The sequence below is a fragment of the Pseudomonas sp. MPC6 genome (assembly GCF_006094435.1).
Lineage (GTDB): Bacteria > Pseudomonadota > Gammaproteobacteria > Pseudomonadales > Pseudomonadaceae > Aquipseudomonas.
Genome location: NZ_CP034783.1, coordinates 3174908 through 3198883 on the forward strand (window position 1 = coordinate 3174908; position 23976 = coordinate 3198883).

The 23976-nt window shown below is 60.5% G+C and carries 22 protein-coding genes and 3 pseudogenes; 9 read left to right on the top strand and 16 right to left on the bottom strand.

The features are described 5' to 3' along the window. Nucleotides 1-13 precede the first annotated feature (13 nt). The gene (locus tag ELQ88_RS16840; RefSeq protein ID WP_138966457.1) at nucleotides 14-892 is read left to right on the top strand and encodes a LysR family transcriptional regulator; all 879 of its coding nucleotides are present in this window, start codon (nucleotides 14-16) and stop codon (nucleotides 890-892) included. Between the two features lie 54 nt (nucleotides 893-946). Here ELQ88_RS16840 and ELQ88_RS16845 read toward each other — a convergent pair whose 3' ends face one another. From ELQ88_RS16845 to ELQ88_RS16880, 7 genes are all read right to left on the bottom strand, one after another. Continuing rightward, complete coding sequence (locus ELQ88_RS16845; protein ID WP_138966459.1) at nucleotides 947-1762, bottom strand: CoA ester lyase; 816 nt, start codon at nucleotides 1760-1762, stop codon at nucleotides 947-949. After that, a complete protein-coding gene (locus ELQ88_RS16850) occupies nucleotides 1759-2601 on the bottom strand; it encodes a MaoC family dehydratase N-terminal domain-containing protein (RefSeq protein ID WP_138966461.1) in 843 nt (280 codons plus the stop codon). Before ELQ88_RS16850 ends, ELQ88_RS16845 begins: the two co-directional genes overlap by 4 nt. A 37-nt stretch (nucleotides 2602-2638) precedes the next feature. Then, nucleotides 2639-3841: a CaiB/BaiF CoA-transferase family protein gene (locus tag ELQ88_RS16855; protein WP_138966463.1), complete on the bottom strand. Its 1203-nt coding sequence runs from the start codon at nucleotides 3839-3841 to the stop codon at nucleotides 2639-2641. A gap of 18 nt (nucleotides 3842-3859) precedes the next feature. Further along, complete coding sequence (locus tag ELQ88_RS16860) at nucleotides 3860-5023, bottom strand: acyl-CoA dehydrogenase family protein (protein ID WP_128871990.1); 1164 nt, start codon at nucleotides 5021-5023, stop codon at nucleotides 3860-3862. A 66-nt stretch (nucleotides 5024-5089) separates the two neighbouring features. Beyond that, nucleotides 5090-5686, bottom strand: coding sequence for a thiamine pyrophosphate-dependent enzyme (locus ELQ88_RS16865; protein WP_138966464.1), 597 nt, complete (start codon nucleotides 5684-5686; stop codon nucleotides 5090-5092). Next, nucleotides 5674-6213, bottom strand: coding sequence for a thiamine pyrophosphate-binding protein (locus tag ELQ88_RS16870; protein ID WP_138966466.1), 540 nt, complete (start codon nucleotides 6211-6213; stop codon nucleotides 5674-5676). Before ELQ88_RS16870 ends, ELQ88_RS16865 begins: the two co-directional genes overlap by 13 nt. Before the next feature lie 285 nt (nucleotides 6214-6498). Beyond that, on the bottom strand, nucleotides 6499-7875 hold the full coding sequence (locus ELQ88_RS16880) for an MFS family transporter (RefSeq protein WP_138966470.1): 1377 nt from the start codon (nucleotides 7873-7875) through the stop codon (nucleotides 6499-6501). Between the two features lie 500 nt (nucleotides 7876-8375). Here ELQ88_RS16880 and ELQ88_RS16885 point away from each other — a divergent pair, with 500 nt between their 5' ends. After that, nucleotides 8376-9299 (top strand): LysR substrate-binding domain-containing protein, encoded by a 924-nt coding sequence (locus ELQ88_RS16885; protein WP_138966472.1) that lies wholly within the window; start codon nucleotides 8376-8378, stop codon nucleotides 9297-9299. A gap of 38 nt (nucleotides 9300-9337) precedes the next feature. On the opposite strand, the gene ELQ88_RS16890 is transcribed toward ELQ88_RS16885, so the two are convergent. Then, nucleotides 9338-9562 carry a YgdI/YgdR family lipoprotein gene (locus tag ELQ88_RS16890; protein WP_128871985.1) on the bottom strand — a complete coding sequence of 75 codons (225 nt, stop codon included), beginning with the start codon at nucleotides 9560-9562 and terminating at the stop codon, nucleotides 9338-9340. Nucleotides 9563-9768: 206 nt separating this feature from the next. On the opposite strand from ELQ88_RS16890, the gene ELQ88_RS16895 reads away from it, so the two are divergent. From ELQ88_RS16895 to ELQ88_RS16905, 3 genes are read left to right on the top strand one after another with little or no spacing between them, the layout of a single operon-like run. After that, nucleotides 9769-11436 carry a VRR-NUC domain-containing protein gene (locus ELQ88_RS16895; RefSeq protein WP_138966473.1) on the top strand — a complete coding sequence of 556 codons (1668 nt, stop codon included), beginning with the start codon at nucleotides 9769-9771 and terminating at the stop codon, nucleotides 11434-11436. Further along, a complete protein-coding gene (locus ELQ88_RS16900) occupies nucleotides 11433-13772 on the top strand; it encodes an ATP-dependent DNA helicase (protein WP_228761622.1) in 2340 nt (779 codons plus the stop codon). The genes ELQ88_RS16895 and ELQ88_RS16900 overlap by 4 nt, the downstream gene beginning before the upstream one ends. A 60-nt stretch (nucleotides 13773-13832) precedes the next feature. Beyond that, nucleotides 13833-15755, top strand: a complete 1923-nt coding sequence (locus ELQ88_RS16905; protein WP_138966475.1) for a PAS domain-containing sensor histidine kinase — start codon at nucleotides 13833-13835, stop codon at nucleotides 15753-15755. A 30-nt stretch (nucleotides 15756-15785) separates the two neighbouring features. Here the strand turns inward: ELQ88_RS16905 and ELQ88_RS16910 are convergent, their stop codons facing one another. Next, nucleotides 15786-16025: a hypothetical protein gene (locus ELQ88_RS16910; protein WP_138966477.1), complete on the bottom strand. Its 240-nt coding sequence runs from the start codon at nucleotides 16023-16025 to the stop codon at nucleotides 15786-15788. Nucleotides 16026-16109: 84 nt separating this feature from the next. On the opposite strand from ELQ88_RS16910, the gene ELQ88_RS16915 reads away from it, so the two are divergent. After that, the gene (locus ELQ88_RS16915; RefSeq protein WP_128871982.1) at nucleotides 16110-16646 is read left to right on the top strand and encodes a hypothetical protein; all 537 of its coding nucleotides are present in this window, start codon (nucleotides 16110-16112) and stop codon (nucleotides 16644-16646) included. Between the two features lie 177 nt (nucleotides 16647-16823). On the opposite strand, the gene ELQ88_RS16920 is transcribed toward ELQ88_RS16915, so the two are convergent. Next, entirely contained in the window at nucleotides 16824-17300 is a 477-nt protein-coding gene (locus tag ELQ88_RS16920) for a hemerythrin domain-containing protein (RefSeq protein ID WP_138966479.1), read from the bottom strand. Between the two features lie 243 nt (nucleotides 17301-17543). On the opposite strand from ELQ88_RS16920, the pseudogene ELQ88_RS34680 reads away from it, so the two are divergent. After that, nucleotides 17544-17792, top strand: a pseudogene (locus ELQ88_RS34680) (alcohol dehydrogenase catalytic domain-containing protein); the annotation flags it as partial. A 257-nt stretch (nucleotides 17793-18049) separates the two neighbouring features. On the opposite strand, the gene ELQ88_RS16930 reads toward ELQ88_RS34680, so the two are convergent. From ELQ88_RS16930 to ELQ88_RS16940, 3 genes and pseudogenes are all read right to left on the bottom strand, one after another. Further along, nucleotides 18050-18346, bottom strand: coding sequence for a hypothetical protein (locus ELQ88_RS16930; protein WP_128871980.1), 297 nt, complete (start codon nucleotides 18344-18346; stop codon nucleotides 18050-18052). 245 nt (nucleotides 18347-18591) lie between these two features. Further along, nucleotides 18592-19041: pseudogene (locus tag ELQ88_RS16935) on the bottom strand (cation:proton antiporter); the annotation flags it as partial. A gap of 80 nt (nucleotides 19042-19121) precedes the next feature. Then, nucleotides 19122-19469 (bottom strand): annotated as a pseudogene (locus ELQ88_RS16940) (Yip1 family protein); the annotation flags it as partial. A 170-nt stretch (nucleotides 19470-19639) separates the two neighbouring features. Between ELQ88_RS16940 and ELQ88_RS16945 the strand changes: the two are divergent. Further along, nucleotides 19640-20161, top strand: a complete 522-nt coding sequence (locus ELQ88_RS16945) for a CinA family protein (RefSeq protein WP_128871977.1) — start codon at nucleotides 19640-19642, stop codon at nucleotides 20159-20161. Further along, nucleotides 20151-20309, top strand: coding sequence for a hypothetical protein (locus tag ELQ88_RS34135; protein WP_161599969.1), 159 nt, complete (start codon nucleotides 20151-20153; stop codon nucleotides 20307-20309). The genes ELQ88_RS16945 and ELQ88_RS34135 overlap by 11 nt, the downstream gene beginning before the upstream one ends. A 146-nt stretch (nucleotides 20310-20455) precedes the next feature. Here ELQ88_RS34135 and ELQ88_RS16950 read toward each other — a convergent pair whose 3' ends face one another. From ELQ88_RS16950 to ELQ88_RS16960, 3 genes are all read right to left on the bottom strand, one after another. After that, a complete protein-coding gene (locus ELQ88_RS16950) occupies nucleotides 20456-21313 on the bottom strand; it encodes an SDR family oxidoreductase (RefSeq protein WP_138966481.1) in 858 nt (285 codons plus the stop codon). Nucleotides 21314-21437: 124 nt separating this feature from the next. After that, entirely contained in the window at nucleotides 21438-22400 is a 963-nt protein-coding gene (locus tag ELQ88_RS16955) for an IS110 family transposase (RefSeq protein ID WP_138963519.1), read from the bottom strand. Nucleotides 22401-22698: 298 nt separating this feature from the next. Further along, nucleotides 22699-23853 carry a PatB family C-S lyase gene (locus tag ELQ88_RS16960; RefSeq protein ID WP_138966483.1) on the bottom strand — a complete coding sequence of 385 codons (1155 nt, stop codon included), beginning with the start codon at nucleotides 23851-23853 and terminating at the stop codon, nucleotides 22699-22701. Nucleotides 23854-23976 lie beyond the last annotated feature (123 nt).

Here is a 23976-nt window from a genome sequence, read left to right on the forward strand (position 1 = left end):
TTTGGAGAATGACTTGGATCTGGTACAGCTCGAGATTTTCAAAGCCGTGGCCGAGCACGGCAGTATCAGCGTGGCCGCCCAGCATATACATCGGGTGCCTTCGAACCTGACGACGCGGATCAAGCAGCTGGAGCTGGACCTGGGCGTGGACCTGTTTATCCGCGAGAAGAGTCGGCTGCGCCTGTCTCCGGCGGGGTGGAGTTTTCTCGACTATGCCCGGCGTATCCTCGACCTGGTCCAGGAAGCCCGGGCCACAGTGGCGGGCGAGGAGCCGCAAGGCTCGTTCCCCCTGGGCTCGCTGGAGAGCACCGCGGCGGTGCGCATCCCCGAGCTGCTGGCCGCCTATAACCAGCGCTACGCCAAGGTCGAGCTGGACCTGTCCACCGGACCTTCCGGGACCATGATCGACGGCGTGCTGTCGGGCCGGCTGGCCGCCGCCTTTGTCGACGGCCCGGTGTTGCACCCGGCCCTGGAAGGGGTGCCTGCATTCGAGGAAGAGATGGTGCTCATCGCGCCGCTGAACCATGGCCCGATTCTTCGCGCGCAGGACGTCAACGGCGAGAGCATTTATGCCTTCCGCTCCAATTGCTCCTATCGGCATCACTTCGAAAGCTGGTTCGCCAAGGACGCAGCGGTGCCCGGGCGGATTTTCGAGATGGAGTCCTATCACGGCATGCTGGCCTGCGTCAGCGCCGGAGCCGGCCTGGCGCTGATGCCCCGCAGCATGCTCCAGAGCATGCCCGGCTGCGCCACGGTGAGTGTCTGGCCGTTGTCGGAGTCGTTCCGGTTCCTGCGCACCTGGCTGGTGTGGCGCCGGGGCACGGTGTCGCAAAGCCTGACCATGTTTGTACGGCTGCTGGAGGAGCGAGGGGTGGTGCAGGCAGAGGCGTAAATAACGGGGGCCGATCGCTGCTCCCGTTACAGGTGTCGCGGTGAAACCTTCGGGTTAATTCGCGCGCCCGAGGATCGCTTGAGCGCGCGCAATGACCGGCGCATCGACCATTTGCCCATCCAGCACGAACACCCCTTCGCCCGAGGTCGCGGCCTCCATGATGCGCTGCGCCCAGTGCCGTTCTTCAGGGCTGGGTGTCAGCGCTTGATGGATGATCGCCACCTGGCTTGGATGGATACACAGCGCGCCGCCAAACCCCATGTCGCGGGCAAACTGAACGGCGTCATGCAGACCTGCGGTGTCCTGGATCGAGGGAAAGACGCCGTCGAGCGCCGGGGCCAGGCCGGCGACCCGAGTGCCGAGCACTACCGCGTAGCGGGCGTGGCTGAGGAACGCCACGGCGGCGCGGCTACCGGTGGTCAGGTTCAGGTCCAGTCCCAGATCAAGGCTGCCGAACGATAAGCGCTCGACACCCGGGGCGCCGGCAATGTCGTGCAGTGCAGCCAGGCCTTTGGCGCTCTCGATGATCGGCCAGACCGGTTTGCCAGTGCTGGTCGCTGTATGCACCTGTGCCGCGCTTTCCGCCTTGGGCAGCAAGACCCCGATCACACCGGCATGCTGGCGGCACAGCTGCAGGTCCGCAGCATGCGCGCGGTGATCCGGGGCATTCACTCGCACCAGAATCCGCGCATCCGGATTTTCGCTGAGGAAGCGCTGCAGATTGTCCCTGGCCTGGTCCTTGAGGTTGTCCTGCACGGCATCTTCCAGGTCGACAATGACCCGATCCGCACCAGTGGCGATGGCTTTGGGGATGCGCTCGGGGCGCGTGGCCGGCACAAACAGGGCGGAGCGAACAATCGACGGACTCATGGCGTTTCTCCCAGGCTGAACTCTACTTCGCCGACTTGTGCGATGCCGTCCTGATTGCCCGCCCAGACCTGCGCCTTGCCACTATCGATCAAGCGTCCACCGACCTCGAAGGGTTGGGGCGAAATCAACGGTCGCAGGCCACGGAAGGTGAACCGCTCCAGTCGCGCGGTCGGATGCGCTTTGGTAAAAGCACGCAAGTTCAGGGTGGCGATCAGAGGCCCATGCACCACCAGCCCCGGATAGCCTTCGGTCTCGGTGACATAGGGCCAGTCATAGTGAATCCGGTGGCCATTGAACGTGACCGCGGAATAACGGAACAACAGGGTCGGGGAGGGATCGACCCGCTCCTGCCATTGGCGTTCGGGGAGCACTTCGGTGCCGCTCAGCTTGGGTGGAGTCGGTTCCCGATAGACAATGTCATGCTCATCCTGCAGGGCACGTTGACCGTCCTGGAAATACTCGTGGCGGACCGTGACGAACAGCAACGACCCGGTGCGGCCGTGCTTCTCTTCGACATTGATAATGGTCGAGACACAGGTCACCTGCGCCTCCACCTTCAGCGGCTGGTAGAACTCGATACGGCTGCCGGCCCACATGCGATTGCGGTTGTGGGCCGGCGGCAGGAAGCCGCCGAGGGCGGGATGACCGTCCGGGCCCAGTTCGTCGGCGCCCACTGGCTCTTGAAAGAACGCCCAGTGCCACAGCGGGGGAAGCGGTTGGCCAGATTGGGGTGCTACCTCGCCCAAGGTTGCGGCAATGCGTTTGACCAGGGTGAAACTGATTCGGTCCTGGCTTTCCTGGCGGCGGCCAATCCAGGCTGAAAAATCTAAACGGCTCATCGCTATTTCTCCTGTAGGTCGGTGATCGGGGTCACGGTCAGATCGCCCCGGCTGCACGCAGTTGTTCGATGCGGTCCGTCCCCAGCCCCAATTCCCTGAGCACCTGTTCGGTGTGTTGACCCAGGCCCGGGACGGCATCCATGCGTGGTTCGAACGCACTGTTGCTGCCCGGCGGTATCAGGCTCGGCACCGAGCCGGCAGCGGTCTCGACTTGCCGCCAGCGCTCACGGGCCTTGAGTTGTGGATGGTCCCAGACCCCTTGCATGTCGTTGACCCGGGCGTTGGCAATCTGCGCATGGTCCAGTCGATCGATGACCGCATCGAAGTTGAGGGTCGAGAACGATTGGACGATCAAGTCCCGCAGCGCCTGACGGTTTTCGACCCGTTTGAAGTTGGCGTTGAAGCGCTCGTCCCTGACCAATTCCGGCGCCAGCAGCACCTTGTCGCAGAACAGCTGCCATTCGCGTTCGTTTTGCAAACCCAGCATGACCGTGGTGCCGTCACCGATGGGGAAGGGGCCATAGGGGTAAATCGTGGCATGGGCGGCGCCGGCGCGTGGGGGCGGCGGCGCGCCGTCGTAGGCGTAGTACATCGGATAGTTCATCCACTCGACCAGGCTTTCCAGCATTGACACATCGATGTGACTGCCTTCACCGGTTCGCCCGCGCAGCAGCAGGGCGGAGAGGATGCTGGAGTAGGCGTACATGCCGGCCGCGATGTCGGCGATCGAGCACCCGGCCTTGGCCATTTCTGCTTCGCCCGAGCCACCGGTCACCGACAGAAAGCCGCCTTCGCTCTGGATCAACAGGTCGTAGGCTTTTTTCTTTTCATAGGGGCCGCCGGCGCCATAGCCTGAAATGTCACACACGATGAGCTGCGGAAATCGCTGATGCAGCGCCTCGAACGAGAGACCCATTCGCGCAGCGGCGCCGGGTGCGAGGTTCTGCACGAACACATCGGCGGTGGCCAGCAGACCGTCCAGCACCTCGGTCGCCAGGTCTTGTTTGAGGTCGAGGGTCAGGCTTTCCTTCGAGCGGTTGGTCCAGACGAAGTGCGAGGCCAGGCCGTTGACGCGCTGGTCGTAGCCCCGGGCGAAATCGCCGACGCCTGGACGTTCGACCTTGATCACACGGGCACCGAGATCGGCCAGTTGTCGGGTGCAGAAGGGCGCGGCAATGGCATGCTCGAGACTGACGACGGTGATGCCGTCGAGCGGGCGGATGCTGTTGGGCTGGCTCATGATTTATCTCTCTTGTTATCAGAAAGAGCGCGGCAGTTCGAGCAGGTGTTCGGCAACGTACGACAGGATCAGGTTGGTGGAGATGGGGGCGACCTGATACAGGCGGGTTTCGCGGAACTTGCGCTCGACGTCGTATTCGCAGGCGAAACCAAAGCCACCGTGGGTCTGCAAGCAGGCGTTGGCCGCTTCCCAGGAGGCTTTTGCCGCCAGGTACTTGGCCATGTTGGCGCTGGCCCCGGCGTTCTCGCCGTTGTCGTATTCCTCGCAGGCACGCCAGCGCATCAGGTCGGCGGCCTCGATTTCGATATGCGCTTCGGCAATGGGGAATTGCACGCCCTGGTTCTGCCCGATCGGCCGGCCGAACACCACGCGGTCGCGGGCATAGGCGCTGGCCTTCTCGATAAACCAGCGTCCGTCGCCGATGCACTCGGCGGCGATCAGGGTGCGTTCGGCATTCAGGCCGTCGAGGATGTACCGGAAGCCTTTGCCTTCCTCGCCGATCAGGCTGTCCGCGGGGATTTCCAGATTGTCGAAGAACAGCTCGTTGGTTTCGTGGTTGACCATGTTCGCGATCGGTTGCACGGTCAGGCCATTGCCGATGGCTTCACGCAGGTCGACCAGGAAGATCGACATGCCTTCGGACTTTTTCTTCACCTCGGCCAAAGGCGTGGTGCGTGCCAGCAGGATCATCAGGTCGGAATGCTGGACCCGCGAGATCCAGACCTTCTGGCCGTTGATCACGTACTTGTCGCCGCGCTTGACCGCCGTGGTCTTGATCTTGGTGGTGTCGGTGCCGGTGGTGGGCTCGGTCACGGCCATCGATTGCAGGCGCAATTCACCGCTGGCCAGTTTCGGCAGGTAATAGCTTTTCTGCGCCTCGCTGCCGTGCCGCAGCAGGGTGAACATGTTGTACATCTGCCCGTGAACGGTGCCGGAGTTGCCGCCACAGCGGTTCACTTCCTCGAGGATCACCGAGGCTTCGGCCAGGCCGAGGCCGGAGCCACCGTATTCGGTCGGGATCATCGCCGCCAGCCAACCGGCGTCGGTCAGGGCCTTGACGAAGACTTCCGGAAAGCCTTTTTCTTCGTCGACCTTGCGCCAGTAAGCCGCGTCGAATTCAGCGCACAGGGCGCGCACGCCCTCGCGGATGGCATTGAGTTCTTCGGAGTTACGGTCAGTCATTATTATTCTCCTCAGCGCGTCACGCACGGTCTCTGCCCTGCGTGAGCGGGTCCGGGCAAAGAGCAATCAGATCGGGTTGAAACCCAGGGCAGCACGAAAGCGATTCTTGACGTAGTGACCGTCACGGGGTGGCAGCACCCGGGGCGGGTTTTGCGCCTTGATCTTGATCGTCGCGAGCTTGACGCCATCGCGGGTTGCAAAGCGTTCGCGCAGGTTATGCACGCCTTCCATGTCACGGATTTCATCGGTCCAGCTGAACCCGCAAGTCTTCGCCACCTGGTCCAGGGAAATACCAAAACCGGCGTGGCTGACCTGCATGCCGGTCTCACCGAAGTGACCGTTATCCAGCACCGCGATAGTCAGGTTGGCGGGTTTTTGCAGCGCTACTGTGGCCAGCGCCCCGAAGCCCATGAGCAGTTCGCCGTCACCGGTGACCACCACCACCGACTTGTTCGGCTGCGCATTGGCCAGGCCCAGGCCTACCGTGATTGCGCTGCCCATGGCGGCCCAGAGGTAGTAATTGAGATCGTTGTCGCCGGCGGCCATGACGTCGTAGGACGCCGAACCGAGACCCGTCACCACCAGCACGTCTTTGCGGTCGGCCAGCAAGGCCTTGACCACTTCGCGGCGGCACAGGCTGTGGTTTGCGCTTACTTGACCCATTTCTTTTCTCCAATCAGGCGCTGACCGAGCAGCAGGGCAGTGGACGAATCACCGTTGAAGGCCATGGTCGCGGCACCGTGCAGCAGCGGGGCGACATCTTCCGGGACGTCCGCGCGCCAGGTCATGACTTTCATCAGGTTCAGGGCGGCTTCAGTGGCCTGGCCCATGGGGTTCTGCCAGGCGTTGAACTCGGCCCAGTCGCCGCGCATGGTGACCACCATCAACAGCGGGAAGCCGGCACAGACTTGCAGCGCCAGGGTGTTGATGCAGTTGCCGACGCCGCTGGACTGCATCAACAGCGCGCCGCGCTCGCCGCCCAGCCAGGCGCCGGCGAGGTAGCCGATGCCTTCTTCTTCGGTGGTGAGGACGACCGCCTTGATGTCAGGGTCTGCGTACGACATGCGGATGGCCGCCGAGTGGCCTGCATCCGGGACGAAGACCACGTGTTTGACGTCGTGGGCCTTGAGCACGCGGAACACGTCCTCCTGCCAATCCTGTCCCACGATATGTTCAGCTTCTGTTGACATGCCCATCTCCCAAGCAGTGCTGCTTTTGTGTTTTCACACATTCTGCGAGTGCTGGAAGTGAACTGCGACTACCGTTTTTGTCTTTGAGATATGCCCGATTGGTATAGCTGGCTGACCCCTGATCAACGCTGGCTGTAGGAGCAAGCTTGCTCGCGATGGACGTTAACGATAACGCGGGTTTCCTGGATAAACACGACGCTCTCAGGTTCATCGCGAGCAAGCTCGCTCCTACAGTGACGCAAGAAAGGGCCCATGGGGCCCTTTCAAGTTACACATCGGTCATCGTCAGACCCTGGCAGTATCCGGCCTTGCCCAACCCTTCAACCCGGTCCGCTCTTCGATCTCCCCGGACCCGCTGATGTACCCATAACGCGACAGGTTCGGCATCAGCATCGAGGCGATGAACGTGATGCTCACAATGGCCGCGACATAGAAGAAGAAATACTCCTCGATCCCCTGGGATCTAAGCGACAAGGCCACGTATTCCGCGGTGCCGCCGAATGCCGCATTGCCGACGGCATACGGAAAGCCCACACCCAGTGCACGTACCGCAGGCGGGAACAGTTCGGCTTTGACGATCCCGGCGATCGGGGTGTAGAGCGACGCAATCGCCAGGCCGCCGAACACCAGCAGGAACGCCATGAACGGACTGCTGACCGACTGCAGGGAGTAGAGCAGGGGGATCACCAGCAGCATGGCCAACCCGGAAAACATCAGCATGTGCGCCTTGATTCCGATGCGGTCGGCGAGCAGGCCAAACAGCGGCTGGCAGAACATGAAGCCGACCAGGGCGGCGGTCATGATAAAACTCACCGTTTCCGGACTGAAGCCTGCAGAGATCACCAGGAACTTCTGCATATAGGTGGTGAAGGTATAGAAGTACAGTGAGCCACCGATGGTGAACGCCACTACCAGGGCCACTGCGCGCTTGTGTTTGAACATGCCGCGCAACGAGCCGGCATCCTTGCGGTTCATGTCTTTTTTGGTCGCGGTTTCATGCATGGCGCGACGCAGATAGACCACGACGATCGAGCTCAGGGCGCCGATGAAGAACGGAATCCTCCAGCCCCATTCGCGCAATTCCTCGCCGGTGAGGGTTTGCTGAAGAATGACCACGGTCATCAAGGCCAGCAGCTGCCCGGCGATGATGGTGAAGTACTGGAAGGAGCCATAGAAGCAGCGCCGACCCGGTGTGGCGATTTCACTGATGTAGGTGGCGCCGGTGCCATATTCAGCACCCACGGACAGTCCTTGAATCAACCTGGCGACTACCAGCATCACCGGCGCGGCGACCCCGATCGTTTCATAGGTCGGCATGACGGCGATCAGCAGCGAGCCGGCGCACATCATGAACACCGAGATGATCATCGAGACCTTGCGGCCGCGGGTATCGGCAATCCAGCCGAAAATCCAGCCGCCGAGAGGGCGCATGAAAAAGCCCACGGCGAACACGCCGGCGGTCGCGAGCAACTGGGTGGTTGTATCGCCTTTGGGAAAAAACGAAGCCGCAAAATAGATGGCGGTATAGGCGTAGATGAAAAAGTCGTACCACTCCACCAGATTGCCTGAGCAGGCACCCATGATGGCCCTGACACGATTTTTACTGGTCAACGGGCCGGTCGTGGAAGCGTGGTCGGTTGAGTTAGTAGTTGATGCGGACATGATGTTCACCCTTTTCTTCAAGGCGAGACGATACGAGGAGCACCCTGGGGCGTCTGCGACGTTGCTGGCTCGAGGGGCAGTTACGCCTAGCGCAGCGGCTTTGACCCGTTGACGATCAAGAGTGAAGAGGGGGGATGCAGGCGAGCGATCAGCAGCTTGCTGACCGGGTGAGCCGGATAGCTCAGGCAAAGAGTAACGGTGTAGATCATGGCGCAAGCCCTCGAATCTTATTCTTGTAGTAAGTCGAGCGCTCTGGCGTCGACGTTGATTGCACGCTACCGCAGAGCGAGGAGGTAAATAAGCCGTCAGCCAGGCCTAACTGATATACCGAAATTCTATAGCTCCCTGGCAGCCCCGGCGGGCAGGGGGACAGACGCTGCGCGACAAGCGCCAGGCCCCCTGCGACACAGGTCCGCGGCATTCCAAGGGGCGCCGATGCGTTTACACTGACAGCACGCTCGACGCATTTCGCGCCGAACCCGACTTTGACTGGCCTGGCAATGGATGTCGTTCAACTCAAGACCCTGATTCACGTGGCCGAACTGGGCAGTCTCAGCAAGGCCTCCGACCGGCTGCACATTGCACAACCGGCGCTCAGCCGCCAGATTCGATTGCTGGAAAAAGAACTCGGCACCTACCTGTTCGACCGACATGGCCGTGGCATGGAAATCACCGATGCCGGCCGCGAAGTGTTGGCGCATGCCACCCGGATCATGGACGAAATGGAGTCCATTCGAAGTTCGGTGGTGGGGGGGAAAGCTTCTTTTCGCGGCACGGTGATCATCGGTACCACGCCAACGGTGGCGGAAATTGTCACCGTGCCCCTGGTGCGCAAGATCAAGGAGGCGCACCCGGATCTCGCCATCAGGTTTTCCTCGGCCTTCAGCGGCTACCTGCTCGATTGGGTGCAGCGTGGCGAACTGGAGCTGGCGATATCCTACGATCCGCAACCCCTGCATACGCTGCGGATCGTGCCGGTGATGATGGAAAACCTGTTGCTGGTCGGCCCCGCCAGCGCCGCCCTGCGCCTGGATACGCCGGTGACGTTCGAGTCTTTGGCCGAGCAATCATTAGTGTTGCCGAGCGCCAAACACAGCCTGCGGGTGATTCTGGATAATTGTGCGCGGGACGTCGGGATCAAGCTCAACACCAGCGTTGAAGCCGACTCCTTCGGCGCCATGATCGATCTGGTCGGCAATGGCTTCGGCTTCACCGCGTTGCCTCTGGCCTCGATTTACCGGCAGATCGAAGCGGGAGTGCTCAGTGCCGCGCCCCTGGTCGACCCCGTTCCGATGCGCAAACTGGTCCAGGTCTTTCCCGCTGACAGGCGAGTCAGTCCGGCGGCGAAATTTGTCGGGGATGCGTTCATCGAGATTGCCGCCGATCTGGTCAATCGCAACATCTGGGCCGGGCACCTGCTTTGAACAGGCTGCCCTGCTCGCGAAGAACGATTACGCGGTCTTCAGTCTTCCTTGCGGACAGTGGCCACTTCAGCAGCCCTGACCTTCACCTTCGCCCCGGAAATATCTTCAAACTCGTAAAAACCGTCCTTGGTTTCGGTGTCCGGCATGGCCTTGGTCAAATACTGGGTGCCGTTCTGCAGGGTCACCACCGTCGGTGTCGAGCAACCGGCCAAGGCCAGAAAAGCCGCCACGGCCATAGGCAAACCCAGAGTCTTGATATTCATACCCACCTCTCATCCTTTAAAAAAGTGGCCCGCTGTCTTGTTCGAGCGTTATCGCAACCGTACCTCTCAGGCGGTTGGTGCGATGGATTGGCAGAAAGTTCGACAGGCGGCAAAAAAACCGGCTGATTGCCCGCCGCTGATCCTTTTCCGTTTGCACCGCACCGGGTGTAGCTGGTATCTGTACGCATAACCAGTACTCGCTCGCCATGGCCCTTTTACCTGTGACTGCAAATCCCCTCGACGATCCGTTCTACTACTTGAACAACTTCATGCAAGTGCTTGATTGGCTTGAGCATCGCTATGCCGATGTGTTGAGTGTCGAGGAGCAGCGGTTCATCGGCGATTTCTACCAGCTGCCCCGACCCTCCAGGGCGCTGCTGGTACGGATGGTCATGCGCAGGGGCATACACTTTCGGACGAGCAAGCTGCAGTACGCCGAGATCGGCGACACCGCGAGCGCTGCCGGCCCGTTGCTGGCGCTGGGCTGGATCGACGAGCAGGCGCCGCTGTCGGTCGCGGAACTGTTCGAGGTGCTGCTCAAGGCCGAAATCCTCCAGTGCCTTGGCGCGGCCATCGATCAGCCCAAGGGCAAGAAGACCGATTGGCTGCCGGCATTGAGCGAACGGTTTCCCGAAGCCCGATGCTTCAGCCTCTGGTGCGAGGCATTGGATGACCGACTGTTCAGCCTGACCATCATGGGGCTGTGTGATCGCCTGCGCCTGATGTTCTTTGGCAATCTTTACCAGGATTGGTCGGAGTTCGTGCTGGCCGACCTGGGGATTTTTACCTATGAAAAAGTCGAGTTCTGCGCCGACTCCCGGGGCTTGCGCAGCCGCGAGGACGTGGATGCCTGCGTGTTCCTGCATGACTGCCAGCAACGTTTCGAAGCCGGCGATGCGCTGGCCGGCATTGTCGAGCAGGTCAACGGGCTGGCGCTGGACAATCCCTGGCTGCAACGTCGTCGCGACAAGCTGTTATTCCAGATGGGGCAATATTGCGAGCGCACCGCCGATTTCGCCACGGCCCTGGGCATTTACCGCGAGTGCGCCTGGCCTGGCGCGCGGTTGCGCCTGATTCGCGTGCTGGAGCGCTGCGGCGAGTATCAGTTGGCGCTGGACCTGGCCAGCCATGCCGAGCAGTCCGCGCAAAGTGCCGCCGAACAGCAACACTTGCTGCGGGTATTGCCCCGACTGCGGCGCAAGCTCGGCGGACCGCCCATCAAACGTTCGTCCCCTCGGGAAATGCTGCGCCTGGACCTGCAACTGCCCAGGACCGATCCGGCGCTGTCGGTGGAATATCATGTCCAGGCTCACCTGGCAGAAGAAGCAGCACCGGTGCATTACGTGGAGAACAGCCTGATCAACTCGCTGTTCGGGCTGCTGTGCTGGCCGGCGATCTTCGCGCCCTTGCCGGGGGCGTTTTTTCACCCGTTCCAGCGGGGGCCGGTGGACCTGCTCAATGAAGACTTCCATCTGCGTCGGGCTGACCTGTTCCAGGCCTGCCTGGGCGAACTCGATGACGGACGTTACCGCCAGACCATCCGTGACCGGTATGCCGCCAAGCGGGGCGTGCAATCACCGTTCGTGTTCTGGGGCGTATTGAGCGAGGAGTTGCTCGACCAGGCCCTCGATTGCCTGCCGGCCGACCACCTCAAGCACTGGTTCCATCGCCTGCTGCTGGACATCAAGGCCAATCGCGCCGGCATGCCGGACCTGATCCAGTTCTGGCCGCAAGACAAGACCTACCGCATGATCGAAGTCAAAGGCCCCGGCGATCGCCTGCAGGACAACCAGTTGCGCTGGCTGGAGTTCTGCCATGAGCACCAGATGCCGATTGCCGTGTGCTACGTGCAATGGGCGGAGCAAAGCGCGTGAGCTACAGCATCGCGGTTCGCGCGTTGTGCGAGTTCACCGCCAAGGTCGGCGATCTTGACCTGCGCTTCACGCCGTCGCCGACTGCACTGGAAGGCATCGTCGGGCATCGCACCGTGGCGTCCCGGCGCAGCGAGGGTTACCAGAGTGAAGTCGCACTCGAAGGCCAGTATCAAACGTTGCAGATCAAGGGCAGGGCGGACGGCTACGACCCGGTGCAAAATTGCCTGGAAGAAGTCAAAACCTATCGCGGTGACTTGAGCAAGCAGCCCGCCAACCACCGCCAGCTGCACTGGGCGCAGGCGAAGATCTACGGCTGGCTGATGTGCCGGAAACTGCAACTGGCCCGGATCAACCTGGCGCTGGTGTACTTCGACATTGTCAGCGAAAAGGAAACCTGCCTGGTCGAGGCCTTCGGCGCGCCAGAGCTGGGGCAGTTTTTCGAGCACCATTGCCGCCTGTTCCTGCAGTGGGCCGAGCAGGAAATGGCCCACCGCGAAGGACGCAATCGCGCGGCGCAGCAACTGGCGTTTCCCCACGCCGACTTTCGTCCGGGGCAGCGTCATCTGGCTGAATCGGTGTTCAAGGCGGTCAGTACCGGGCGCTGCCTGATGGCCCAGGCACCTACGGGGATCGGCAAGACCGTCGGCACCTTGTTTCCAATGCTCAAGGCCTTGGCGCCGCAGCAACTGGACAAGGTGTTCTTCCTGACCGCGAAGACCCCGGGCCGCAAACTGGCGCTGGATGCCGCGCAAGTCATTCTCCAGAGTGCCGAAGCGCCACCCCTGCGGGTTCTGGAAATGATCGCCCGGGACAAGGCCTGCGAGCATCCGGACAAAGCCTGTCACGGCGAATCCTGCCCGTTGGCCCAGGGTTTCTATGACCGCTTGCCCGCGGCGCGCCAGGCCGCCAGCGAACTGACCCTGTTGAACCAGAGCGCCTTGCGTGAGGTGGCGCTTGAACATGCCGTGTGCCCGTATTACCTGAGCCAGGAAATGGCCCGCTGGGCCGATGTAGTGGTCGCCGACTACAACTATTATTTCGATTTCAGCGCGTTGCTGTTTGGCCTGGCCCAGGCCAACAACTGGAAAGTCGCGGTGCTGGTGGACGAAGCGCATAACCTGGTGGAGCGGGGGCGGCAAATGTACAGTGCCAGCCTCGACCAATCGACCCTCAACGCTGTGCGCAAAACCGCCCCGCCAGCGCTGAAGACGGCCTTGCAGCGGGTCAACCGGCAGTGGAATGCCCTGCATGACCTGCAGCTCGGCGCCTATCAGGCGTATGACAAGGCACCGGAAAAATTGCTCCAGGCCCTGTCGTCCTGCAGTGCGAGTATCGGCGATTACCTGAACGATCATCCTCAAGGCCTGGACAGCGCCTTGCAGGGCTTTTACTTCGACATGCTGCAGTTTTGCCGGGTCGCCGAACTGTTCGATGAACAGTTCCTGTTCGACATCAGCAAGCGCGACCTCGAGCGCAAGAAAAACCTGTCGCAGCTGTGCTTGCGCAATGTGGTGCCCGCCGGGTTCATCCGCCCGCGCCTGACGGCTGCGCGCAGCACCGTGTTGTTTTCCGCGACCCTGAGCCCGCGCCATTACTACGCCGATCTGTTGGGCACGCCGGCGAACACGGTGTGGATCGATGTCGAATCACCTTTTCACGCCGATCAGTTGCAAGTGCATATCGTCAGCCAGATCTCCACCCGGTTCGTTCATCGCCAGTCGTCCCTGGCGCCGATCGTCGAGCTGATCGCCAGGCAGTTCAGCCAGCGCCCCGGCAACTACCTGGCGTTTTTCAGCAGCTTCGATTATTTGCAGCAAGTGGCGCAGTTGCTGGCGCAAAGACATCCCCATATCAATCTGTGGGCACAGTCTCGAGGCATGGCGGAAGGGCCGCGGCAGGATTTTCTCGATCAGTTCACCGCCGACAGCCAGGGCATCGGTTTCGCCGTGCTGGGCGGGGCGTTCGGCGAAGGCATCGACTTGCCCGGGGCGCGCCTGATCGGTGCATTCATTGCCACTCTGGGGCTGGCGCAGCTCAACCCGGTCAACGAGCAGGTGAAACATCGCATGGCGGCGATTTTCGGTGCCGGGTATGACTACACCTACTTGTTCCCCGGGGTGCAGAAAGTGGTCCAGGCGGCGGGGCGGGTGATTCGCACCCAGCAGGATCAAGGGGTCGTCATGCTGATCGATGACCGGTTTGGCGACAGCAAGGTCAAGCAACTGCTGCCGCGCTGGTGGACGATTGCGCCCGCGACTTATGTTGCGCGCCACCCCCCCGAGCAAGCACTCATCGAGGACGCCGCCCAGGGTTGCGCACAGCCCGCGTTGTTTTGAGTTTTCCAAATTTTCCGTTTGTCCCATACTCCACACATACATCCATGACGTGAGGGATCAATGAGCGAAGATCGAAGCAAAGCCACCATCATCGATGACAGTCGGTTGCGCCTGTTGATCGATGCTGTGATTGACTATGCGATCTACATGATTGATCCCGATGGCATCATCACCAGCTGGAACGCCGGCGCCCGGCGTTTCAAGGGGTATGAGGAGGCGGAGATCCTTGGCCAGCACTTCTCGCGTTTCTACACCGACGAAGATAGACGCGCAGGCCTGCCCCAGCGCGCATTGAATACGGCCATCACCGAAGGACGTTTCGAGGGCGAAGGCTGGCGGGTGCGCAAGGACGGCACGCACTTTTGGTGCCACGTGGTCATCGACCCGATTATCGACCCGACGGGCAAATTGCTGGGGTTTGCCAAGATCACCCGGGACCTGACCGACCGCAAGATGGCCGAAGAGACCCTCAAGCAAAGCGAGCAGCAATTCCGCCTGCTGGTGCAAAGCGTCACGGACTACGCGATCTATATGCTCGCCCCGGACGGCCGCCTGACCAACTGGAATCTCGGGGCCCAGCGCATCAAGGGCTATATGCCCGAAGAAGTGATCGGGCAACATTTTTCGATGTTTTATACCCCGGAGGACCGCGAGGCCGGCGAACCGCAACGAACCCTGTCCATTGCCATCCGTGACGGGCGGTTCGAAAACAAGGGCTGGCGCGTGCGCAAGGACGGGACGCGGTTCATGGCGCACGTGGTGGTCGATCCGATCTGGGGCGACACCGGCACGCTACTCGGTTTTGCCAAGATCACCCGTGACATCACCGAAGCCACCCAGGCCCAGCAGGTCCTCGAACAAACCCGCGAGGCGCTGTTCCAGGCGCAGAAAATGCAAGCCATCGGCCAGCTCACCGGAGGCATTGCCCACGATTTCAACAACCTGTTGACGGTGATCCTCGGCAATCTGGAAATAGTCCGCAAGCGCGTGGGTGACGACCCGCGTATTACCCGGCTGGTGGACAACGCCACCCAGGGCGCCTTGCGTGGCGTATCGCTGACCCAGCGCATGCTGGCGTTTGCCAGGCGCCAGGAACTCAAGGCCGAACCTGTCGAGATTCCGGCGCTGGTGCAAGGTATCTCCGGCTTGTTGCGCAGCTCCCTCGGGCCTTCCGTGGTCCTTGAAACCAGCTTTTCAACCGAACTCGAACCCATTCTGGCCGACGTCAATCAGCTTGAACTGGCGGTGCTGAACCTGGCGACCAACGCCCGGGATGCAATGCCCCATGGCGGGAAGTTGGTGATCAGCGCCAGAACGGAAGAGGTTCGCGACCAACTCCAGTTCACCCCGATGAAGGGCCGCTATGTCTGCCTGAGTGTCAGAGACACGGGGGAAGGCATGGATGAGACCACGCTGGCCTCGGCGATGGACCCGTTCTTCACCACCAAGGGGGTGGGTAAAGGCACGGGCCTGGGGTTGTCGATGGTGCATGGTTTTATCGAACAACTGGGCGGGCGATTCATCCTCAAGAGCCAGAAAGACGCGGGCACGACCGCAGAACTGTGGATACCCGTCGCCACGACCGGTTCGGTTGCCACGCCCGCTACCGACGAAGAAACCGCACCGCCGGTGCCTCGCCTGTGTGTGCTGGTGGTGGACGACGACAGCCTGGTGCTGACCAGTACCTGCCTGTTGCTCGAAGATCTCGGGCATCGGGTGATCAGCGCGGTATCCGGGGCGCTGGCGCTGAAAGCGCTCGATGCCGAGCCGGCCATCGACCTGGTCATTTCCGACATGGCCATGCCGCAGATGAATGGCGCGCAATTGGCGCAGGCCATTCGAACCCGCAAACCTGACCTGCCGATCATCCTCGCGACCGGCTATGCCGAACGGCTGGAAGGCTTTGCCACGAAACTGCCGCGCCTGTCCAAACCCTATACCCAGCTCAATCTGGTGGAGATCATTGCCTCGACCATGAAATGATCGCCGCACAATCACCCGTATACCGAAACATCAGGAGGCGGAGTGCGCATTCTTCCTGAAGCCGCGCAGGTTCATGGTGCACAGGCAAAACTGCAACACGATCAGGGCATAGGCCTGGGTGTGGTATCCCCATATCACCCACAACACATTGCTCACGATAAAACAGATGAAGCCCGAGACCCGACGCTCGGGCTTTTGCGAACCGATCAGCCACGCGGCCAGCACCGTGACCACCATGGCTGGCCATTGCACCCAATCGAGATAGTCCATTGCTGACCCCTTGTGTTGTCAATCCGGCTGAACTTGTCGGCAGCGGTTTCTTCTAAAGGTCTTTGCAGCCCTCGGGTGATTGCAGTGCCAAGAATACTGACCGAGGCCCCGGCCGAAGAAACCCTCACCGAACACAACGCCAAAATGTTTGGTTCGCCCAAGGAACGCCTGGATTTCTATCGCCGGGAAATCCAGTACGAAACCAGCATTCTGGCCAATCGCACCGACGCCTATCTGGCCGCGCAATCGTTTTTGCTGATTGCCTTTGCCTCCTGCATGTCCAACCTCAATCCGGAATGGGGCAAGCTCTTTACCCTGGTGGTGCCGCCATTCCTGGCGTTGTTGGGGCTGCTCAGTTCGCTCAACGCCTGGCCGGGTATTCGAGCGGCCTACGACATTATTGATCATTGGCATTTCAAGCAGAGTGAGTTGTTGCGCAGCGAGCCCTTGATGGGCCTCGCCTATGATGAATCGCCGTTGTTCAGTGAGATGGAGTCGTCCCATAAGGGCTATCGCAAATCCTTGTTGTTTTCGGTGCGTACGCCGTGGATTTTCGCCACGTTCTGGGTATTGCTGGGGACCTATGCGGTTTATATCCAGGTGACCAATCCCGGTGCGTGAGCCGGGCGGAGCAAGGTTCGGCGGGTTACTCGGCAAAAGCCCTGTAGGCGCGAGCTTGCTCGCGAAGGATTCAAGAACAGCGCGATCATTCAGACTGTACGCATGTCGTCGTCATCCATCGCGAGCAAGCTCGCTCCTACAGGTGTCCGCCCCCTTTGCCAGAGGCAGAACGCTCCCTCAAGCCGCCATGTTGCCCGCGCTCATTTCTTTCTTGTACTGGGCCTTCAAGGTTTCCATTTGCGCCCCCAGTTCTTCCAAGGTGGCTTTGCCCAGCAGCTTTTTCGCCTGAGGAAACATTTCCGTTTCTTCCTCTTCGATATGGTGTTCCAGCAGTTCCTTGACCACTTTCACCCGACCGGCGAATTCCGGAGTGGAGGGGTCGGTGACTTTCAGGTCGGGCAGCACCAGCGAGTCCACGGTGCGATGTTCTTCCTTGGCCTCGTAATACATCACGTCCTGCTCTTTGCCCCCGGCTTTCTTGTACGCCGGGTACAAAACCTCTTCTTCGATACGGGTATGAATGGTGATCTCCATTTCCAGCTTGGCCAGCAGTTCGCCGCGTTTTTTGACACCACGCTCGGTGGATTCGCTTAATTGGGTCAAGATGCCTTTTACACGTTCATGGTCGGCTTTCAACAGGTCTATGGCGTTCATGGTCGAGTCTCTCAACTAGTCAGGGGATGAGCGCGAACGGTCTCAAGGCCGAAGGTCGCTCCTGGTACGGGAGCATTTGTCGTGCCGCTTCTTACTATCTTTTAATTGTCATATTAATCAATAGGTTAAGAGCGCTGATGGCAAACTGAAGTCGTGCAGGCTGCATGAGTCTGGAAATTGACTCATGCAGTTCGCGGCGTCGCTTTTTTACCCCGGTAATAGTGTGATTTTCCACCTTGACCGCTGATCAGATTCGCCCGGCATGTCGAAGAAACCGGCTCGGCAGTGACGGCCGTGCAGCGCGGTGATCGGGTGGTGATCCCGTTCGTGATTGCGTGTGGCGAGTGCTTTTTTTGCCAGCGTGACCTGTTCGCCAGTTGCGATGCGTTCGACAAGGGCCTGACGTTCAAAATGGGCCAGACCCAGGTGCAGCGCTACTTGCCGGAGTTGCTCGGTCACATCGAAACCGGACGCCTGCAACCGGAGGCAATATCGGCGTTATAGATCGGTTTTGCAGCAGGGAATTGTGCGGCCTGTGCCGGACGCCGGATTGGTGCGCGCCCCGATTAACTGTAGGAGCTGGCTTGCCAGCGAAGACGGCGGGTCAGTCGACATTGATGTCGGATGTCAGTCCGCCTTCGCTGGCAAGCCAGCTCCTACAAGGGATCTCTGCTTTCTCGGGATTGGTCTACGGCCCCAATTCCTGGTGGGAGCGAGCCTGCTCGCGAAGAGGCCGCGCACGCCTGCCTCTAAACCCTGGACTCGGCTTCCCGATGCAACCGTTGCGCATTTTGCGTAGACGCCGAAACAGGCGGGAAATCTGTATTGAGTACGCGCAAGTGTTCGATCGCTTCCTTGAACTTCAGGTTGGCCTTCCTGCGTATGTCCAGATAGCGATCAAACAGTTCGCCATCCATATCGCTGCCCTCGAGCAGCTCGAAGGCGCTGCGGCTGAGCGCCTGGGCCTCGGCAAACATCTGGCGGTTGCGTTCCAGGGCGAACGCGCGGCAGGCTTTGATTTCTTCGCAGGTTGAATAGTGAATCATGACCAGCACCTTATTTTCGAGGTCCCTTTTTATAGGCTTGGCGCCGCAGGGGAACCGAACCTGAATCCTCGCGCCCTACAAAAGCCGGGCGCGATTAACCGTATGACCCGCCGGATCGCCCAAGGATTTCAAATTTATGAAGGCGAAAATTCGATGATTCCGGCAGTAAAAGCCGGGGGTAAAATCAACTATCCTGTTTTTTTACGCCGCTCATATCTAGCCAGGATCGGTTGGGTAATGATCCCGCTGTCGTCATCCCGGGCATCGTTGACTTGCACCAGTGAGGCGAGGACCGGGTCGGTCGGCGCCAGAATCGAGCCGATCAGCACCGAAGGCCCCCAGGTTAGCTGGAACCCGTAGTGCAGCAACAGACTGACGCCGGCAATGGTCAACAGCATCACCGGACCGGCCAGCCCGAATGCAATCCGCCATTTTTTGTCCCTGAGCGGCGAGCGCAATTTGAGGCCGCAGACAAACAGCGAAAACAGCACCGCGACTTCCGTCAGGTGCTCCATCCAGATCGACGCGTCCGTCGTATCCAGTTTCAACAGCCCGAATCCCGCCGGCCCGATCGCCACCCCCAGCACCAGGCACACGGCGGAGGTGGTCACCGGCATCCAGCGCAGGTACGACGACGTCAGTGCCAGCGTCAGCAGCACAGCTCCCAGTACCGCCACCCAGACAATGAAACTCATGATCGGGATTCACTGCGGGCGGCGCGGGCCCCAAGGGCCGAGGTCATCAACCGACAGTCGCGCGCAGGTATTCAGGCGTCGGTCACGGTATAGGCTGCAAAACCGATGCATTGATTGACGGTCGGCCGCGCGTCGAACGTGCGCGACATCCAGCGGATGAACAGTCCCGTCAGCGCCACGCCGGCGACGATGGTGACGTAGAGCAACCCACACAACTGCAACGCACTGCCGGCGCTGAGCTTGACGATTTCATTCTCCGCCAGGCTCCAGCCGACGTAGGTAGTCCCGATAAACAGGCACACCGCGGGGATCAAGGCCAGCAGCAACAAATGGGCGAGGTAATGACGCGGATGCGCTTCCTCTTCCTTGCGGATATCCGTCCACGCGAAGTTCGGTTGGGTAAACAGCTTGACGATAGGTGCGGACATGACGACCTCCTGAGCCGGAGCGGCCGGTGACAGGGGCCCCTAAACGTATCGAGGGGCAAGTTTTGCCAGGGGTTCATTTTTTCTCCGCAGGCCTGGGGCAGGTGCCGATAGAGGGAATGTTTGCAGGTGGCCAAGGTCAACCGAGCAGTTGTCTGCCTGGATGATTTGCCATGAACGTCAGCCAATCGGTGGTCGAGTATCTGCGTCAAAACGGCTTGCTGCTGACCACTGCAGAGTCATGTACAGCGGGCAAGATCATCACGCTGCTGGCTGAAGTGCCGCACAGCGGGGAGCTGATCGAAAGCGGGTATGTGGTCTATTCCCCCGAAGCCAAGCAACGATTGCTCAACGTCAGCCCCGAGACCATCGAAACCTTTAACCTGACCAGTTGTGAAGTTGCCCGGGAAATGGCCTCGGGTGCCCTGCGCGACAGCACGGCCAATGTCGCGGTGGCAACCACCGGCATACTCGGGCCGGAAGACGTGGATGGCATTCCAGCCGGCACCATTTGTTTCGCCTGGGCCTTCCAGACCGCGCAGGGACAAAGGGTTTTCAGCCAGCAACAGCGGTTCTTCGGGACGCGTTCCGAGGTCCAGTTGTTGGCCGCCGAGCATGCCTTGAAACGGCTGTCGCACTTCCATCAACGGGCCTTGGCGGGTGAGCAAGACCTGGGAGCATCAGATGAACGATGAATCCGACCATACCGATTACCGCAGCCGCGACTATCCGGTGCGTGAAGACATGGTGCATCAGGTCAAGGTCTGGCGATTCGAGCGCTGGGGCTGGTACGTGATCAGATCAAGTTCGCCATCCTGGAGCGCAACGGCAAGATCTCGGTGATTGCCGTGTAGGAGCGAGCGGTGCGGCGATCCGACTTGCCCGCGAATTGGGCGCTGCGGTGTATCTGTTGTACCGGGTTATCGTTCTTCGCCGGCAAGCCTGGCTCCTACAAGGGGCCAGGCGTGGCATTGACCCAAGTACGGTGTTCAGAGCATCGGTTTGCCGCCGGTAATGCCGTACCGCTGCCCGGTGATGTAGCTGGCTTCATCCGACGCCAACAGCACATAGATCGGCGCCACCTCCACCGGTTGGCCCGGCCGCCCGAGCGGGGTCTGTCCGCCAAAGTTCTGCACTTCTTCATCGGGCATGGTCGAGACGATCAACGGCGTCCAGATCGGCCCCGGTGCTACGCAGTTCACCCGGATGTTCTTCTCGCCCAGCATCTGCGCGAGGCCGGCGGTGAAGTTGGCGATGGCGCCCTTGGTCGTGGCGTAGGGCAGGAGGGTCGGTTTGGGCATGTCCGAATTGACCGAACTGGTGTTGATGATCGAACTGCCGGGTTGCATATGCTTCAGTGCGGCCTGGCAGATGCGGAAAATGGCGGTGATGTTGACATCGAAGGTCATCACCCATTCGTCGTCGGGGATGTCTTCGAAGTGTTCGTGGGTCATCTGGAACGCGGCGTTGTTGACCAGCACATCGATCCGGCCGAAGCGTTCGACCGTCTTGTCCACCAGGGCCTGGCAGTGCGCTTTTTGCGCCAGGTCGCCGGGCAGCAGCAGGCATTGCCGGCCGGCCTGCTCGACCCAGCGCGCGGTTTCCTGCGCGTCTTCATGTTCGTTGAGGTAGGCCACCACGACATCCGCGCCTTCACGGGCGAAGGCAATGGCGACGGCGCGACCGATGCCGCTGTCGGCGCCGGTGATCAGGGCGATCTTGCCCTCCAGCCGGCCCGAACCTTTGTAACTCTGCTCGCCGCAGTCCGGGTAGGGGTCCATTTTCTTCTGGGAACCGGGGACAGGCTGGCCTTGTTTGGGGAAGGGTGGTTTTGGATAGTCATTCATGGGGAATCTCCGATTTCAAGGCAGAAGAGTCAAAGGGTTGACCCTGGTGTTTTGCCTTGAGTTCGGTTGGATTTCATTGCTGTTCGGTAAACCTGGGCACCACACAGATCCCCTGTAGGAGATTCTATGTTTGGGGGGAAGCCCCAAAAACTGGATTTGGCTGATATTCGCTCTGGTTCTTCATCAGGGCGAATGCCACCCGTGCCAGCTTGCGAGCCAGGATGACCAGCACTTGAGTCGTCTTTAATCCCCGCTCCAGATAGCGTTCGTAAAACGGCTTCCAGGTCTTTGAGCGACTGGCAGCCATCGCCGCGTTATGCAGCAGGCGCCGTATCTCTGAGTCACCTTTCTTGGTCAGCTTTCGACGTCCGTTCATCTGCCCCGAATCAGAGACTCTCAAATCCATTCCAAGAAACGCGATATAGGCGTCACCACTGGCGAAGTCGCCGCGTTGAAATGCCATCGTCAGTGCGGTGGCGGTAAGAAAACCGACCCCCTCTACGGCCTGGCAGCGTTTGACTTGCTCGAGCAGACCCGCCTCTTTTACGACGTCCAACAGCTTCTTCTGGATGAGTAAATCCAATCGGCCCATGGCAGCGATCTGTTGTTTGAATGCCGCTTTCAGCAGCGGTTCGTCGTTCCAGCTTTGAGTCAAACTGACACGCGCCTGGACCAATGTCGCTCGTCTTCGAAGCAGGCTTTGAAGCTTGGTATAGACCTTCGGCGGCGGGCTCCAAGGACGTAGCTCTTCCTCTTCGTTCTTCAAGTAACGCGCCAGTAAACGGGCGTCGCTGGCATCTGTTTTGGCGCGGCCACCCACTCCTTTGCGGTAATTACTCAAACGGAAGCCGTCGATGACATAGACGGTATGTCCCATTGCATGAGCCAGCTCAACCGTATCCAGGTGATAGATATTGGTGGCTTCAATAGCGATGGCGCTGTTTGCAGGTAACGTTTTCAGCCACTTTGTAAGAGACGGTTTATCGTTTGACACGGCCAACAGCAGATCCGTGTCGGCCTGATAGACCACCACTTCGGCCTTGGCGACATCCACTCCGACTACAGAACGCGAGACACTCATTGCCACAAAGAAAGCTCCGGGTTAGGGTTTAAAGGCTTGTCGGGGCTTCACCATTGCGCTGGCTTGCTTCTATCGTCGGTCATGGCCGATGCATTCCTTATCGGCGCTTTGGTGAAGGGGTGGGGCGAAGTCTCCCACGGTCTGTACTGGCTAGAGTCAGATGCTGGCTTTTAGTCCCACCACCCCTACAAGTCTAAACATACAAGCTGGCTTGCCAGCGAAGAGGCCCTTCCAGTCGACATCATTGTTGGCTGAAAGGACGCCTTCGCTGGCAAGCCAGCTCCTACAGGGGGCTGCGTTGTTTTTAGCGGGTGCGGTTGATCAGGCTGCGCTCCATCCGCGCAATACCTTCCTCCAGTAACGCCCGCGGGCAGCCGAAATTCAGGCGCACGAACTGTTGACCGTCATCGCCGAAATCCAGGCCGGCGCTGAGCCCGACCTTGGCTTGTTCGAGGAAAAATTGCTGCGGGTTGTCCAGCCCCAGCGCCGAACAATCGAGCCACGCCAGGTACGTGCCCTGCGGCACGTTCATGGTCACGCCCGGCAACCGGGTGCGAACGGCGTCGACCAGGTAGTCGCGGTTGCCTTGCAGATAAGTCATGAGACCGGTCAGCCAGGGTCCGGCTTCGCTGTAGGCGATGCGGGTGGCTTCCAGGCCCAGCGGGTTGACGCTGTCGACCAGGCCGCAGCGCGCGTGGTTGACCCGCTCACGCACGGCTTTGTCCTGAATGATCATGAACGAGGTTTTCAGCCCGGCAATGTTATAGGCCTTGCTCGCCGACATCAGCGTGATGGTGCGCCTGGCGATGTCCGGGCTCAGGGTGGCGATCGGCACATGCACACGTCCGTCGAAGCACAGTTCGGCGTGGATCTCGTCGGAAATGATCCAGGCGTCCTGTTCCAGGCAGATGTGCGCCACCGCTTGCAGTTCTTCCCGCGGGAACACTTTGCCCAGCGGGTTGTGCGGGTTGCTCAGCAGCAGGGCGCCGCCGCCTTCCAGGGACTGGCGCAAAGCGTGCAGCGGCGTGGCATAGGTACCGTCAGGCAGGGCGTCGAAACCCAGTTCGACCTTGTTCAGCCCCCAATGCCCCGGTGCGTGACGCAGCGGCGGGTAGTTGGGGGTCTGGACCACGACATTCTGTTGCGGTTGCACCAGTGCGTGCAGGGCCATGTTGAAGCCCGACTCCACGCCCGGCAGGAAGATCAGCTCCTGGGGCTCGACGCGCCAGGCGTACTTTTTCCACAGGTCGGCAACGATGGCCTCGCGCAAGTCGTCCTGAGGCACGCTGTAGCCGAGCAATGGGTGTTCCAGACGTTTTTGCAGGGCCTGGATGATCACCGGCGGCGCGGCGAAGTCCATGTCGGCGACCCACATCGGCAATACGTCGGCCGGGTAACGGCTCCATTTGGTACTGCCGGTGAAGTGGCGGTCGAACACCTGATCAAAATCGAAAGTCATGCTCATCTCATAAAGGCCGGATTAATTCGGCAGACATGATAAGCGCCAAGCCCCTGTGGGAGCGAGCCTGCTCGCGAAGAGGCCGTCACAGCCAGCATCAATGTCGACTGGCACGCCACCAAC

What these genes read in the sequence shown, in the direction of transcription:
- ELQ88_RS16865 (WP_138966464.1), bottom strand. Translation starts at nt 5,686, where the DNA reads ATGGGTCAAGTAAGCGCAAACCACAGCCTGTGCCGCCGCGAAGTGGTC.
- ELQ88_RS16880 (WP_138966470.1), bottom strand. Translation starts at nt 7,875, where the DNA reads ATGTCCGCATCAACTACTAACTCAACCGACCACGCTTCCACGACCGGC.
- ELQ88_RS16885 (WP_138966472.1), top strand. Translation starts at nt 8,376, where the DNA reads ATGGATGTCGTTCAACTCAAGACCCTGATTCACGTGGCCGAACTGGGC.
- ELQ88_RS16905 (WP_138966475.1), top strand. Translation starts at nt 13,833, where the DNA reads ATGAGCGAAGATCGAAGCAAAGCCACCATCATCGATGACAGTCGGTTG.
- ELQ88_RS34135 (WP_161599969.1), top strand. Translation starts at nt 20,151, where the DNA reads ATGAACGATGAATCCGACCATACCGATTACCGCAGCCGCGACTATCCG.
- ELQ88_RS16945 (WP_128871977.1), top strand. Translation starts at nt 19,640, where the DNA reads ATGAACGTCAGCCAATCGGTGGTCGAGTATCTGCGTCAAAACGGCTTG.
- ELQ88_RS16960 (WP_138966483.1), bottom strand. Translation starts at nt 23,853, where the DNA reads ATGACTTTCGATTTTGATCAGGTGTTCGACCGCCACTTCACCGGCAGT.
- ELQ88_RS16860 (WP_128871990.1), bottom strand. Translation starts at nt 5,023, where the DNA reads ATGACTGACCGTAACTCCGAAGAACTCAATGCCATCCGCGAGGGCGTG.
- ELQ88_RS16950 (WP_138966481.1), bottom strand. Translation starts at nt 21,313, where the DNA reads ATGAATGACTATCCAAAACCACCCTTCCCCAAACAAGGCCAGCCTGTC.
- ELQ88_RS16870 (WP_138966466.1), bottom strand. Translation starts at nt 6,213, where the DNA reads ATGTCAACAGAAGCTGAACATATCGTGGGACAGGATTGGCAGGAGGAC.
- ELQ88_RS16930 (WP_128871980.1), bottom strand. Translation starts at nt 18,346, where the DNA reads ATGATTCACTATTCAACCTGCGAAGAAATCAAAGCCTGCCGCGCGTTC.
- ELQ88_RS16910 (WP_138966477.1), bottom strand. Translation starts at nt 16,025, where the DNA reads ATGGACTATCTCGATTGGGTGCAATGGCCAGCCATGGTGGTCACGGTG.
- ELQ88_RS16850 (WP_138966461.1), bottom strand. Translation starts at nt 2,601, where the DNA reads ATGAGCCGTTTAGATTTTTCAGCCTGGATTGGCCGCCGCCAGGAAAGC.
- ELQ88_RS16845 (WP_138966459.1), bottom strand. Translation starts at nt 1,762, where the DNA reads ATGAGTCCGTCGATTGTTCGCTCCGCCCTGTTTGTGCCGGCCACGCGC.
- ELQ88_RS16890 (WP_128871985.1), bottom strand. Translation starts at nt 9,562, where the DNA reads ATGAATATCAAGACTCTGGGTTTGCCTATGGCCGTGGCGGCTTTTCTG.
- ELQ88_RS16920 (WP_138966479.1), bottom strand. Translation starts at nt 17,300, where the DNA reads ATGAACGCCATAGACCTGTTGAAAGCCGACCATGAACGTGTAAAAGGC.
- ELQ88_RS16855 (WP_138966463.1), bottom strand. Translation starts at nt 3,841, where the DNA reads ATGAGCCAGCCCAACAGCATCCGCCCGCTCGACGGCATCACCGTCGTC.
- ELQ88_RS16895 (WP_138966473.1), top strand. Translation starts at nt 9,769, where the DNA reads ATGGCCCTTTTACCTGTGACTGCAAATCCCCTCGACGATCCGTTCTAC.